Source organism: Cognatundibacterium squillarum, assembly GCF_014652435.1.
GTDB classification, from domain to species: domain Bacteria; phylum Pseudomonadota; class Gammaproteobacteria; order Burkholderiales; family Burkholderiaceae_D; genus Undibacterium; species Undibacterium squillarum.
Genome location: NZ_BMYU01000004.1, coordinates 276,063 through 290,056, shown reverse-complemented (window position 1 = coordinate 290,056; position 13,994 = coordinate 276,063). Strand labels below are relative to the sequence as shown.

Sequence of the window (13,994 nt, the reverse complement as noted above, 5' to 3'; positions counted from 1 at the left end):
TGCGGCAGCAGGGTCAGCGCATCATGGATGCTGTTTTCGGGCGGCGTAATAAGTCGGCGAATACATCCCAGCGGCGCTGCGGGTTGTCGCCAGCTTGTTGTTCTACCCAGGCTTTGACCACATCCTGACCAAGGTTGTAATTGATTACGTAGGAGCGGTTTTTTTCAATAAAGCGCAGACGCTGTTCAGAACGCTGCTGGTCTGACAAGCTGTATTTCATCAGCATGGCAACCGCTTCCGTTTTGGCTATGCGTCCGTCCAGATAGTCTTTTGCGACCATATTCCCCGCGTAAGACAAGGCTTGCAGCGTATCCTGAATCGCATAGTAATCATCCGCCAGTTCGGGATGAATGCCTGCCAGCGGGAACAGCACTTCTTTTTCAAACTGCAAACGTTCTGCGCGCGGGAAAGCAACTTCGATACCGTAATTGGCACTGCCTTCCGCCAGAAACGATGCCGGTGAATACAGCGGATACACCGCGTATTCCATCCACTGTTTTTGCTGTACCAGATCCTGTTCAATCAGCAGATTAAATACATGATGGCCCGGATAGGCTTCATGGCTGGCCAGATCAATCGCACGTGCGATGAACATCGGGAAATCGGTATTCACTTCGATCAGGCTGTAGGCATTACCTTTGTACCAGTTGTAGGCACTCCAGACCTGATCTTTGACGTAGGCGATACGGAAATTTTCATTTTCCGGCAACGGAATCTGTGCCAGTGTGCGTGCACGGGATTCGGCTACCGCCGCCTGAAATACCGCGTCCAGTCTGGCGGACGGAATTTCGAACTGACGGTTGTAAGCGCTGAGACGCTGATTCAGATCGCCCTGACCCGGCACCTGTTTATCCAGCTGTGCGAGGGTGGCATCCAGATCATCCGGTGTCAGTGCCGGGCTGACGGCATCGTACAAGGCCGCTGATTCTTCATCAAAAGGCAGCAAATGTCCCTGCAACTGGCGGATATAGGTGGCGACGGACGCAATATGTTTTTCCAGATACACACGGCGTTCGGTTTCTTCTGCAGGCGGCGCTGACATCGTCGCGATCGCCTGCTGCAGTTCAGTTGCCGTTGCCAGTAAATCATTCAGGCTGGCTTTGCGCACATTCTGTTGCCAGGTTGCCGGGCCGGTGTAGGCATCAATGTAGCCGGGATCATGTTCACCGACCGCCAGCGTCAGGCGGACATAGTGTTCTGCGATTTCGTTCAGAGTAGACATGCTGATTTCCTGTTGATGTGATTCAGGGTACAGCATGTGATTGTTCATGACTTTGGCGTTGTCAACAAGCTTTCATTCACGGCATTATTCGTGTTGTGCGCAATTACCTCAGCAGACAACTGAGTCTGCACGATTAATTGACGGAATTCTGCATCTGGTAAAGGCTGATCCCACTGGTTTTCCATGACCAGTGATTCCAGCGGTAAGCGCTTGCGCCAGCCTTTGGTCTGCAGTTCCGGCGTCGCTTCAAAATGGCTGACGTAACCGATGCACAGCAGAGCAATGACCTGAATATTGTCAGGAATACCGAGAATCTGATGCAGTCGTTCGCGCTGAAATATACTGACCCAGCCAACGCCCAGCCCTTCAGCACGTGCGGCCAGCCACAGATTCTGTACGGCGCAGACTGTGCTGTATAAATCCATTTCCGGCATGTGGGTGCGTCCCAGTACCACCTTGCCTGCACGCTCGCGGTCGCAGGTAATGCACAGGCTGAGCGGTGCGTCCAGAATCCCAGCCAGTTTCAGACGCTGATATTTGTCGCGCTGTTCATCCGGGAACATGGCAGCCGCTTCCAGATGCGCTTCTGAAAACGCCTGATGCAGCGACTGGCGGGTTGCAGCATCGCGCACCAGAATAAAATTCCACGGTTGCATGAAGCCGACACTCGGCGCGTAATGCGCAGCCGTCAGCAGGCGAGCCAGCACGTCATCGGGAATCGCATCCGGCAGGAATTGTGAGCGTACATCGCGGCGGGTAAACAATGTGGTGTACAGCGCAGACTGCAGGGGATCGCACTGATCAAAACTGTCGGGCAGGGTGTGGGGCATGGACTTTCGGCATTCAGAAATAAAGGGTGCAACAGAACTTAGTCTGCGCTGACGGGTCTGAGTTCCTTCGGGTACCCTGCAGACCACTCAGCAGGCGTGCAGGGATAGACAATCAGGAAACATTGTTGCGCCGTCCGGACGGTGCAAACTTGTCCTCAGCCATAAACTGTGGCATAAAGCACTGTTTTTGTAACGTAATGTAGCGGATATGCGTGCAGTTAACGTCAAATGGATGACCAGTGAAGCAGACCTGCGCGGGCTGGAAGCCGGCTGGCGTGCGCTGGAATCCCGCGTACCCGGCTTACTACCATTTCAGACGTACGACTGGAATGTTTGCTGGTGGCGGCATTTTGCACGGAATACGGTCTGGATCAAAGATCATTTGCTGATCGCTGCAGTATACGATCAGGAAATGCTGGTGGCGGTGATGCCGCTGATGAATACCCAGATCGGCCACAGCGATTTTCACATCTACCGCAATATCCGGCCTTTTGGTGCCGATCCTAATCTCACCGAATTACGCGTACCGCTGGTCGACCCCGCTTACACGGAAGCGCTGGCGCTGGTCTGGGATCAGTTGGCGGAACACGAAACCTTTGGTCTGACAGAGTTTCAGATGGTGCTGCCGGATGCGCTGAGCGCTGCTACGCTGGAGCACACCCCGCATCTGCATTTGTTGTCGCAGCGGGCGATTCCGAATTTCATCGTTGAACTCGGTGATGACTGGGAACAGTTCCGCAGCGGCCTGAAGCGCAATATTAAAGAATCGCTGCGTCGCTGTTATAACTCGCTGAAACGGGACGAACTCAGCCACCGGCTGGAAGTGCTGCGCGGCGAGCAGATCATGGCGGTGCTGCCTCGGTTTTATTCTTTGCACGGGATGCGCGCTTCGGCAGAAGACACGATTGCGCATCCGGATTATTTTTGTATCGAACGCCATCGTCGTCTGATTGAAGACATGATTGCCTCCGGCTCTGCGCAGCGTTGCTGCATGCTGGTACTGTATGTCGGTGAACAGGCGGTGGCGATGCGTCTGGCGTTCGCGATGCCGGATGAACTGTATCTGTATTACTCCGGCTACGATCTGGACTATGGGCGCTACAGCGTGATGACCACGCTGGTGGCGGAAACCATGAAATGGGCGATAGAGCAGGGTTGTCGCCGCGTGAATTTATCCATCGGTGAAGATGTGTCCAAAACCCGCTGGGGCCCGCTGGAAGTCCGTTATCAGGAAGTGCAGTGCGTCGGCAATGCAGGCTGGCGGATTGCGCTGGTACGCGGGATGAATGCAATCCGCTCAGTCCGCCGCAAAATCCGCGCAAAAGGATTGCAGAATAACGAAATTCTGCCGGTGGCCTGATTCGGGCCGCATCTTCCGGTATTGCGTCTGTCATGTGCACTGAATGACGCTTTTCCACATCCCCGTTTCCCCGGACACGCGCAAGCTGACGGACTTCCGGCTGATGTCCGTTATGTCATTCTGCTGACGCTCAGCGCTGTCCGCAGACCTATGGCAGCGTATGGAATCCCCTGAAGCCACCTGAAACCGCCCGAAAACCCCTGAAAATGCCTCAAATGCGGATTTTTGCATAGCGATTGCGCTGTCGTCGGCAGAAAGTCCGGACCTCCGTAAATGCCACATGACGATCTCTGCACAAAGCTGTGGATGCAAAGCGCTTTTTCCACAACCGGAAGGCAGGTATGACAGCACTCTCCGTCATCCAAAACAAAACGCCGCATGCAGCGGCGTTTTGTTTTGTTACTTGTTGTGCTTACAACACACGGTAAGCCAGGCGATCCAGTCTGACCGTACTCAGACGTCCGAGCAGCTTGCGGACTTCCGCCGGATAATCCTGTAACTGATCGAGGTCGGTATAAGCCTGCAGCGCGCGGGTGTGGCGCATGATGCTGTTCAGTTCATCGGTACGCTGAGCCAGCAGTAAGTGTTCGGGATCATGCATCAGCAGTGCATTTTCCAGATCCAGCCGGAAAGCGCGCGGATTCAGATTATTGCCGGTCATCAGCGCATACTCGTCATCAATCCACATGCCTTTCAGATGATAGGTGTTGTCTTCATCTTTCCACAGATGTACCTGCAACTGTTGCTGGCGTATGGCTTTCTGATGTGATTTCAGGAAGCGGCGCAGATTCATTTCATACAGGTAAGGCAGTGCACCGATCGCTTTGAAACCCTGTTCCGGCGGAATGTAAAAGTCATTCGCCACTTTATCGCCGACCACAATATCCACCTGTACGCCGCGTTTCAGCGCGCGGTTGATTTCGCGGGTAATTGCCAGCGGGAAATTGAAATACGGGGTGCAAATTACAATCCGGTGTTTTGCATGCGCGATCAGCTGGCATATCACGCGGTTCAGCGGATTATTTTTGCCGACACCCACCAGCGGCGTGACATTCAGCGTGCCGGTGGTTTTTTCCTGGGTTGCAGAGAACGCATAGTGCGCTTTTTTCAGGCGGGCGCGGAAAGCACGGATTTCGCCACGGATATGGCGGGTGGCCGGTAATTCCGGCTGATCCAGCCGGTGTACGGCGGAGGATGCCAGCAAGTGCTCGCGCATGAAGTCGGTCATGCTGTCGGCCAGCGCACGGTTTTCAATCAGCAGATAACGGTCATGGCGGTATTTGGCAAACTGGTGCAGATACACATTGTTCAGGCTGGCGCCGCTGTAAAACACCAGATCATCGAACACATAACCCTTCAGATGCAGCACACCGAACAGTTCGCGGGTTTGCACCGGCACGCCATAAATCGCAACGCCGCTGTGATGCAGCGCCGCTTGCTGCTGATACCAGGCCGCATTGCCGCTTAATTGTCCGGGGGTCTTCTTTTCACCGATCAGGCCGCGCTGGGCGCGGTGCCAGTCCACCAGCACCACCACATCCAGTTGCGGACGTGCCAGTTTGGCTTCGTGCAGTGCCGCCAGAATTTCAGCACCGGCTTCATCATGCTGCAGATACAGGCAGCACAGGTAAATACGGTTTTTTGCGCTACGGATACGGTGCAGCATTTCGGCTTTGTAGTCCGCTGCGGAATGCAGCGTGGTCACCGATTCAGGACGGATTGCCAGAGCAGGCAGTTGATCCAGCGTATGTCGGGGGCGTAAAAATCGCATAGTCAGAATTCAAAACAGAACACACGGAGTGTAGCACTTCGTTATGCCATACAGGCGTCAATTATCTTCTTTGCCAGACCATCCAGCGTTCACCGCCCTGAAACAAGGCCAGTGAATCCGGCGGAACAGCCTGTTCGCGCAGGGTGAACACCGGTTCCAGCAGGGCGTGCAAGTCTGCTTCCGTGATAAAAAACGGTGGCCCGCGCCGGGCTGCCGCATCGATGCTACCAGTCAGAAAAAATCCGGCCAGCAAGCCGCCGGCGGGCAGCAATTCCGCCCAGCGGGCAAGCAGTTGCGGCCGCATCGCAGCAGGGATCGCACACAGAAAGGCGCGTTCATAGATCAGATCCGGCGTGAACGCTGGCGGATATTCAAAAAAATCAGCGCAGACGACCATTGCAGGGCTGACACCCGGCTGGCGGCGTGCAATGTCCACTGCCGCTGCAGAGAAATCACTGGCTTCGGTTTGCCAGCCCGCCTGTACAAAAGCCGGAATTTCGTGACCATGTCCGCAGGCCGGAATCAGCACTTTACCGGCAGGCTGCTGCGCCAGAAACTGTAGCAAGGCTTGCGATACGGCAGTCTGATTCCACGGTGTGAACTGCTGCGCAAAGCGTTCTTCCCAGAATGCTGGCAGCGCCGGATCGCGGTGGGCAAACTGCGGTACGGCGGGTTCAGTGGACATAATGCCGGAACAGAATCTGCGCGATGATCAGACCGGAAATCAGACCAGCGCCGAAGAAAATAATCGTGCGCAGCAGCAGGTTGGTTTTGCGCTGCTCTTCCAGCATCGCCAGCAAGACTTTCTGATCGTCTTTTTCTTCCGATAAGCGGGTCAGCGCCTGATGCGCTAAACGCGGTAATTGCGGGAAGATATGGCTGTAGCGCGGTGCTTCGGCCGCCAGCTTTTGCTTCAGACCACGCCAGCCGACCTGTTCGCTCATCCAGCGTTCGAGGAAAGGTTTTGCGGTTTTCCACAGATCCAGATCCGGATCAAGCTGACGTCCCAGACCTTCGATATTCAGCAGGGTTTTTTGCAGCAAGACCAGTTGCGGCTGTACTTCCACATTGAAACGGCGTGAAGTCTGGAACAGGCGCAATAAGACCTGACCGAAAGAAATATCGCGCAGCGGGCGGTCAAAAATCGGTTCGCAGCAGGCGCGTACCGCTGCTTCCAGTTCATCCACGCGGGTATCTTTCGGTGCCCAGCCGGATTCAATATGCGCTTCGGCAACCCGTTTGTAATCGCGTTGGAAGAACGCCAGAAAGTTTTGCGACAGATAATCTTTGTCGAAATCATTCAGCGTGCCGACGATACCGAAGTCCAGCGCAATATAACGGCCAAAGGTTTCAGGACGGGTGGACACCAGAATATTGCCCGGATGCATATCGGCATGGAAAAAGCCGTCGCGGAATACCTGCGTAAAGAAAATCGTCACGCCGTCGCGGGATAACTTGCCCATATCCACACCGGCTTCGCGCAGACGCTCGATTTGCGAAATCGGAATGCCGTGCATGCGCTCCATCACAATCACGGATGGCGAACAGTAATCCCAGTGCATTTCCGGCACCAGCAGCAAATCGGAATTCGCAAAATTACGGCGCAACTGGCTGGCATTCGCGGCTTCGCGCATCAGGTCCAGTTCGTCATGCAGATACTTATCGAACTCGCCGACCACTTCGCGCGGTTTCAGACGCTTGCCGTCTGCCCACAGGGTTTCCAGCCAGCCGGCGGCAACCTGCATCAGCGCGATATCTTTATCGATGGTGTCTTTCATACCCGGACGCAGCACCTTGACCGCGACTTCGCGACCATCTTTCAGCGTCGCAAAATGCACCTGCGCGATTGACGCTGACGCGACCGGCTGACGCTCGAAACTGGCAAACAATTCATCCGGATGCGCACCCAGCGATTTTTTGATCTGGGCAATCGCCAGCTCCGGATCGAAGCTCGGCACACGATCCTGCAGCAGCGATAATTCTTCGGCAATATCCGGCGGCATCAGATCGCGGCGGGTGGATAAAACCTGACCGAATTTCACAAAAATCGGCCCCAGTTCTTCCAGTGCCTTGCGCAGACGTTCGCCGCGCGGTGCCGACAAATCACGCCAGAACATCACCGCTTCCAGCAATTGCAAGGCACGCGGTACTTTCAGGCCGCTTAAGGCGATTTCATCAATGCCATAACGCAGGGTGACGCGCAGGATTTTCAGTAAGCGGAAAAACTTCATCAGCATGAACGGCTCCTTTCCAGACGTTCTATGCGTTTCAGTAAGCGCTCAGTATCGTCGCGGGTTTTCTGGATTTGCTGACCCTGCTGGCGGACTTCCGCTGGTCGGACCAGTACTTGTTTTTCTTCGAGTAAATACTCAGCGACATTTTCCTGCAGGCGCTGATGCGCTTGTCCGGCATGCTGCCACAATTGTTTTGCGCCGGCGGTCATGCGCACGGCGGCGATATCGCCGAACACTTTGCTCAGGTCAGCTTCAGCATCCCAGCGCAGCGTGTCACTGAGCGCGGACACAGTATTGGCCAGATCGGCATCACCATCGATACGCACATACGAAAACGCGCGTTCGCGCTGCTGCAGCATGGCTGGCAAGTCGGATGGCTGAATGTGAATGGTGACGCTGGCTTGCTGTTCCGTACCGGCATTCTGCAGATAACCGTCAGCGGTAATCAGCAAATGGATACGGAAGCTTTGCAGATCAGCGCACACCGATTTTCCGGCGTGGGCCTGCAGCATGTGTCGTGCGCGGTCATCGCGGGCCAGCAAGTGATTAATGAAAGGAGCAGCTGAAATCATAAATCCTGTCAGAGTGTTCGTCTGTCGGTGTTCGTTGTGTGCGTTACACATAAAAAAACCGCCCGGAGTGCGGGCGGTTTTCAGTGTAACAGTTTCCGGCCTCAGGCCGGATGGATCGGCACTATGCTTGATGCAGATGCAAAGTGACGATGATCAGCCCTGCTGAATACCTGCCAGCACCCAGCCACCGGAACCATTGGATGGTTTGGCCAGATTCCAGACTTCATTGAATGGCTCTGCAGGTGCGCCGGCATCTTCCTTGATCATGCCGGTGAAGCGTACGCTGGCCAGATAGTCGCGGCCATTGTCTTCAATACCCAGCAATTGCGCATCGATGCTGACAACGTCAGTCACGTTCGCTGCATTGCCGCGTTCCTGAATCTGCAGGCGCAGTTCAGCAAACATTTCAGGCGATGTGAATTCGCGCAGATCGTTCAGATCGGCTTTATCCCATGCTGCCTGCAGGCGGATGAAATAGCCTTTGGCATTGCGCAGGAAACCGTTCACATCAAAGTCCGCCGGTACCGACCAGGTGCCCTGATTCGGATCTGCTGCAGGTGTGCTGCCGCCGCTGAAATTGTTCGCCTGATACGCTGCAGGTTCCGGCTGTTGTTGCTGGAAAGCCTGTGGCTGGTACGCTGGCTGCGCATTGTTCATGCCGGCAAACGCAGGTTGCGCCTGATTGCCGCCGTTACGCATACCGCGAATCATACGGATGATGAAGAAAATCGCCAGACCCATCAGGGCGAAAGTCAGAATCGAACCCAGTGCACTGGCCATTGCACCACCCAGACCGAAGTGGGACAGGGCTGCACCCAGCAATGCGCCACCGATCAGACCGGCAGCGATGCCTTTCCACGGTGAAGCCGGTTTTGGCGGAACAGCTGCCGGTGCCGCACCTTGTGCAGGTGCTGCTGCAGGGCGCTGTGCCTGATTTGGTTGTGCCGGTGTGGCCGGTGTTGCCTGGCGGGCAACGTTAGTCGACTGACGGCCGCTGGAACTGCCGCCGCCCAGACGTTTCGCGTCTGCATCCTGTGCGGTCATGGCCAGAGTACTGGCTACCATGACCATCGCAAGCAAAAACTTTTTCATGGAAAAACTCCTTGGGGATTTTTATAGTTTGATACCAGTGTGCAAAGCGGCCACACCTGCCGTCAGGTTGAAGTACTGGACTTTCTCCAGACCCGCCTGTTCCATCATCCCTTTTAAGGTCTCCTGATCCGGATGCATACGGATGGATTCTGCCAGATAGCGATAGCTGTCTTCGTCATTCGCAATCAGCTTACCCATCACAGGCAAGAGCTTGAACGAATAAAGATCGTAAGGTTTTTGCAGCAGTTCGCTTACTTTGGAGAATTCGAGAACCAGTAATTTGCCGCCCGGTTTCAGTACCCTGTGCATTTCAGCCAGCGCCTGATCTTTGTGTGTCATGTTACGCAAACCAAACGCAACGGTGACCCGATCGAAATAATTATCCCGAAACGGCAGTTTCTCAGCATCACACAGCAAGGTGGGGGTGACTAAGCCTTTATTCAAGAGGCGGTCACGTCCCACTCTCAGCATGGATTCGTTAATGTCAGTATGCCAGACTTCGCCGGTTTTACCGGCCTGGCGGACAAATTCTTTGGTCAGATCGCCGGTACCGCCGGCGATGTCCAGCACTTTGAAGCCGGGGCGCACGCCAGCCTGGGCGATGGTGAAGATTTTCCACAGTCGGTGCAAGCCGCCGGACATCACGTCATTCATGATGTCGTATTTGGCAGCGACCGAGTGAAACACTTCAGCGACTTTATGGACTTTTTCTTCTTCGGCAACGGTTGTATAACCAAAATGCGTGGAATTGCTCATAGTGACAAGACTCCTGTTCAGAAGCCGCATTATAGGGGATGTCGTGTCCGGCGGCATCTATTTTCCCGCAAAGCAGCAAGGCGCAAAGCCTGATGGTACGTGAGGCTGGCCTGTCCGCTATCTCAACGCAAACCGCTGCAGCGGTGGCAAAAATCCGGCAGGCGGTTTCCTTTGCCCGCCAGCGGAAAGCCTCTGCGCTGACAAGTTCAGGCCTTCATCAGTCTGATAAATGCCCGAAAACGGCCTGAAACTGCCTGAAAATGCCTGAAATGCGGATTCCCGCACAGCGCCCCGGCGGTCGTCGGCAGAAAGTCCGGGCTTCCGGAAATGCCGGATGCGGATAGCTGCACAGTCAGGCGCGGAATGCGATCAGATGGTCAACTTCTATGCGGATACCGATGGCTTCGCCCAGCGCATGGTCGTGATGGCTTGGTACCAGCGACAGCACGCGGGTTCCGTCCTGTAATTCCAGTGTGTACAGAAATTCTGCGCCCCGGAAGGCTTTGCTGATGACTCTGGCCTGAATCGGGCTGCTGTCATCGTGCACGATATCATCCGGACGGATCAGCACATTCACCGCTTCATCTTTCTGAAACTGCTCGCTGAGACTGCCGCGCAGTTCGCCGAAGGCCGGATGCACACAGTCTTGTTCGCAGGCAAGAGCGGGCAGCAGAACACCTTCGCCGATAAAGTTGGCAACAAACGGGTTGCGCGGGCGGTGGTACAAATCATAGGCGGCACCCCATTGCTGCATGATGCCGTGCTGCAGTAAGCCGATCTGGTCTGCCAGCGCAAACGCTTCATGCTGGTCGTGCGTGACGATGATCGCGGTACTGCCCTGTGCTTTCAGCAGGCTGCGTACCTCGGCGCTCAGTTTGACCCGCAGTTCCGTATCCAGATTCGAAAACGGTTCATCCATCAGTATCAGATCCGGGCTGGGGGCCAGTGCGCGGGCTAAGGCCACCCTTTGCTGCTGACCGCCGGACAACTCATGCGGATAGGCACCGGCGTAGTGCTGCAGACCGGTGATTTCCAGCATTTCACTGACCCGCCGTACAGCGGACTGGCGATCTGTCTGGTGCAGACCGAGCCGGACATTGGCCGCGACGGTTAAATGCGGAAACAGTGCATAGTCCTGAAACACCATGCCGATTTTTCTGTGCTGCGGTGGCAGCGTCATTCCCTGACGGCTGACCAGCTTGCCGTTTAAAAGAATCTGGCCGTCCTGCACGGCTTCAAAACCGGCAATGCAGCGCAGCGCCGTGGTTTTGCCGCAGCCGGACGGTCCCAGCAGACAGGCGATTTCGCCCTGTTGCAGTTCGAACGACAGATCGTGCAGCGTGGTACGGTCCTGATAGGCGTGGCGTAGATGTTGAACTTGCAGCAGACTCATGATGTTTTTGGAAAAACAGGTAAATTACTGATGCTGGCGACCCAGCAGAATCACAGGCAGCAGGCCGGCAATGATCAGCGCCAGTGCCGGTGTTGCGGCATTTTCCCACATCCCTTCCGAGGTCATTTCAAAAATCCTGACCGATAAGGTATCCCAGCCGAACGGGCGCAGCATCAGGGTGATCGGCATCTCTTTCATCACATCCACAAATACCATCAGCACGGCGGTAAATAAGCCGCCCTTCAGCATGCCCCAGTGCAGACGATGAAATAAGCGCAGACCGGACAAGCCCAGAATTCTGGCCGCATCTTCATGGTTCTGACTGATCCTTTGCATTGCACTGTCCACCGGATGATATGCCACCGCCAGAAAGCGGATCACAAAGGCCAGCATCATCACCAGCACACTGCCGCGCAGAAACATTTGCGCGCTGCTGCCTCCGGTCTGGCTCAGGCTGGCAATTTGCGTATCCAGCCAGGCGACCGGGATAAAAATGCCGACAGCCAGCACTGAACCGGGAATGGCATAACCCAGCGTGGCCAGTTTCGTCATCAGTTGCGTACCGTTACCCGGATAAAGGCGTGCCGTGCGTGCCAGTATCAGAGCAAATGCACAGGCTGCCAGCGCGCTGCCGCCAGCCAGTAATACCGAATGGCCGATAAACCCGAGATAACGGGCATCGACGCTGTCACGGGTTTGCAGCGCCCACGCAAGCAATTGTGCCACCGGCAGAAAAAATGCCAGCAACAAGGTCAGGCAACAGGCGCTGAATGCGGCTGCCGCCCGCCAGCCGTGCAACTGGTAATGTGAGGCGGCATTTTTTCCACCGCCGGTAAATTTCCGGCGACGGCGTAACCAGGATTCCGCACCTGCCAGCAGCAGCACCAGCAACACCAGCAATGCCGATAACTGTGAGGCTGCCTGCATCGAAAACAGCGCAAACCAGGACTTATAAATTGCCGTGGTAAACGTATCGAAATTAAACACCGAGACTGTGCCGAAATCGGCCAGCGTCTCCATCCACACCAGCAATAAACCACCGGCTATCCAGGGACGGGCAGCGGGCAGGGCAATACGCCAGAAGCCCTGCCACGGCGAGTAACCCAGCGACTGCGCGGCTTCCAGTGCACGTTTTCCCTGAGTGGAAAATGCCTGACGCGACAACAGATACACATACGGATACAGCGACAGCGAAAATACGCAGATCACCCCGGCGCGTGAACGCACGGGCGGCAACTGCCCTTGCCAGTCAAACGTGGCACGCAGCCAGGTTTGCAGTGTGCCGGTGAAGTCCAGCATGCCCACGTCCGCAAATGCGGCAACATAAGCCGGTAAGGCCATCGGCAGGGCCAGCATCCAGGCAAAAGCACGCCGTCCGGGAAAGTCACACACCGAGACCAGCCACGCCAGCCCGACCCCGATACACAAGGTCAGCGCACTGACGCCGAGCAGCAGACTGGCCGTATTGACCAGCAGATCCGGCAGTACGTATTCGGCAATATGCGCCCAGACCGTCAGATCAGGATGCAGCAGTGAAGTACTGACTACCAGCACCGGCATCAGGCACAGGCAGGCAATCAGAAGGCTGGCAATACGCCAGACAGGGGAATGTGGGCGGGACATAAATGAAGCATCAGCAATCGGCACGTACAAAAAAGCCGTCAGAGACTGACGGCTTTTGCTCAGGCCAGATGATATTACTTATAAGCAGCGCGATCCATCAGTTTGACGGCTTCAACCTGCAATTCACCAGCCTTATTCACGTTGATCAGATTCTGTTTGAAACTGCCCCATTTGAGCAGCACCGCATCGGCTTTGACAGCCGGATTAGCCGGATATTCAAAATCCAGATCCGTGAACAAATTCTGCGCTTTATCAGACGACAGCCACTCGATCAGCTTCTGCGCACCGGCCGGATTTTTTGCATGTTTCGTGATGCCGGCACCGGAAACATTCACATGCGTGCCTTTACCATTCTGATTCGCCCAGAAAATAGCAACCGGTAAATCCGGTTTTTTATCCAGCAGACGGCCGTAGTAATAGGTGTTGGCCACACCGACATCACACTGACCGGCACCAATCGCTTCCAGCAGTTTGGTATCGTCAGGGAATACATCCGTGGCCAGATTGGCAACCCAGCCCTTCACGATTTTTTCTGTTTTTTCTGTGCCGTGTTCTGCAATCATGGTCGCAACCAGCGACTGGTTATAAACCTTCTTCGATGTACGCAGGCATAAACGGCCTTTCCATTTCGGATCGGCCAGATCTTCATAGCTGCTCAGATCTTTGGCAGCGACTTTCTTTGGATTAAAAAACATGGTTCTGGCGCGGACAGACAGGCCAAACCATTGTTTTTTCGGATCGCGCAGATATTCGGGAATATTCGTTTCCAGAATTTTCGACTGCACCGAACGCAGCAAATCAGCCTGTGCTGCCTGCCATAAGTTGCCCGCATCAACCGTAATCAGAATATCTGCCGGCGTATTCGCACCTTCCGCTTTCAGACGCTCCAGCAACGGGCCTTCTTTGTCAGTGACAAACTTCACCTGCACGCCGGTTTGTTTGGTGTAGGCATCAAACAGTGGCTTGATCAGCTGCTCATTTCTGGCAGAGTACACAAACACTTCTTCGGCAAATGCCGGTGCAGCAGCAAAAACGGACAGAATGGCAGCAAAACAGCTTGCGGTACGGCGCGGGAAAACAGATGACATAGCATGACTCCGGGCTGAAAAAGAAAAAAGCGCACCGAAGTATAAATAAAAGT

At 55.1% G+C, this 13,994-nt stretch carries 12 protein-coding genes; 1 reads left to right on the top strand and 11 read right to left on the bottom strand.

Going from position 1 to position 13,994, the window contains the following annotated elements:
- Window positions 1–13: 13 nt before the first annotated feature.
- Together IE092_RS10365 and bluB are read right to left on the bottom strand one after the other, a co-directional pair.
- Complete coding sequence (locus tag IE092_RS10365) at window positions 14–1,222, bottom strand: hypothetical protein (protein ID WP_229793126.1); 1,209 nt, start codon at window positions 1,220–1,222, stop codon at window positions 14–16.
- 44 nt (window positions 1,223–1,266) lie between these two features.
- The gene (bluB, locus tag IE092_RS10360) at window positions 1,267–2,052 is read right to left on the bottom strand and encodes a 5,6-dimethylbenzimidazole synthase (RefSeq protein WP_189357094.1); all 786 of its coding nucleotides are present in this window, start codon (window positions 2,050–2,052) and stop codon (window positions 1,267–1,269) included.
- Between the two features lie 208 nt (window positions 2,053–2,260).
- Here bluB and IE092_RS10355 point away from each other — a divergent pair, with 208 nt between their 5' ends.
- Window positions 2,261–3,412, top strand: coding sequence for a GNAT family N-acetyltransferase (locus tag IE092_RS10355; protein ID WP_189357093.1), 1,152 nt, complete (start codon window positions 2,261–2,263; stop codon window positions 3,410–3,412).
- Window positions 3,413–3,824: 412 nt separating this feature from the next.
- Here IE092_RS10355 and pssA read toward each other — a convergent pair whose 3' ends face one another.
- The 9 genes from pssA to IE092_RS10310 form a co-directional block, all read right to left on the bottom strand.
- The gene (gene pssA / locus IE092_RS10350; protein ID WP_189357092.1) at window positions 3,825–5,183 is read right to left on the bottom strand and encodes a CDP-diacylglycerol--serine O-phosphatidyltransferase; all 1,359 of its coding nucleotides are present in this window, start codon (window positions 5,181–5,183) and stop codon (window positions 3,825–3,827) included.
- 61 nt (window positions 5,184–5,244) lie between these two features.
- The gene (locus IE092_RS10345; protein ID WP_189357091.1) at window positions 5,245–5,868 is read right to left on the bottom strand and encodes a class I SAM-dependent methyltransferase; all 624 of its coding nucleotides are present in this window, start codon (window positions 5,866–5,868) and stop codon (window positions 5,245–5,247) included.
- On the bottom strand, window positions 5,858–7,420 hold the full coding sequence (gene ubiB, locus IE092_RS10340; protein ID WP_189357090.1) for a ubiquinone biosynthesis regulatory protein kinase UbiB: 1,563 nt from the start codon (window positions 7,418–7,420) through the stop codon (window positions 5,858–5,860). The genes IE092_RS10345 and ubiB overlap by 11 nt, the downstream gene beginning before the upstream one ends.
- On the bottom strand, window positions 7,414–7,989 hold the full coding sequence (locus tag IE092_RS10335) for a ubiquinone biosynthesis accessory factor UbiJ (protein ID WP_189357089.1): 576 nt from the start codon (window positions 7,987–7,989) through the stop codon (window positions 7,414–7,416). Before IE092_RS10335 ends, ubiB begins: the two co-directional genes overlap by 7 nt.
- Before the next feature lie 153 nt (window positions 7,990–8,142).
- Window positions 8,143–9,081: a Tim44 domain-containing protein gene (locus tag IE092_RS10330; RefSeq protein ID WP_189357088.1), complete on the bottom strand. Its 939-nt coding sequence runs from the start codon at window positions 9,079–9,081 to the stop codon at window positions 8,143–8,145.
- Between the two features lie 21 nt (window positions 9,082–9,102).
- Complete coding sequence (gene ubiE, locus IE092_RS10325) at window positions 9,103–9,837, bottom strand: bifunctional demethylmenaquinone methyltransferase/2-methoxy-6-polyprenyl-1,4-benzoquinol methylase UbiE (RefSeq protein WP_189357087.1); 735 nt, start codon at window positions 9,835–9,837, stop codon at window positions 9,103–9,105.
- A 352-nt stretch (window positions 9,838–10,189) separates the two neighbouring features.
- The gene (locus IE092_RS10320; protein WP_189357086.1) at window positions 10,190–11,230 is read right to left on the bottom strand and encodes an ABC transporter ATP-binding protein; all 1,041 of its coding nucleotides are present in this window, start codon (window positions 11,228–11,230) and stop codon (window positions 10,190–10,192) included.
- A gap of 24 nt (window positions 11,231–11,254) precedes the next feature.
- Window positions 11,255–12,853 carry an ABC transporter permease gene (locus IE092_RS10315; protein WP_189357085.1) on the bottom strand — a complete coding sequence of 533 codons (1,599 nt, stop codon included), beginning with the start codon at window positions 12,851–12,853 and terminating at the stop codon, window positions 11,255–11,257.
- Between the two features lie 74 nt (window positions 12,854–12,927).
- Window positions 12,928–13,941 (bottom strand): extracellular solute-binding protein, encoded by a 1,014-nt coding sequence (locus IE092_RS10310; protein WP_189357084.1) that lies wholly within the window; start codon window positions 13,939–13,941, stop codon window positions 12,928–12,930.
- Between the last annotated feature and the right edge of the window lie 53 nt (window positions 13,942–13,994).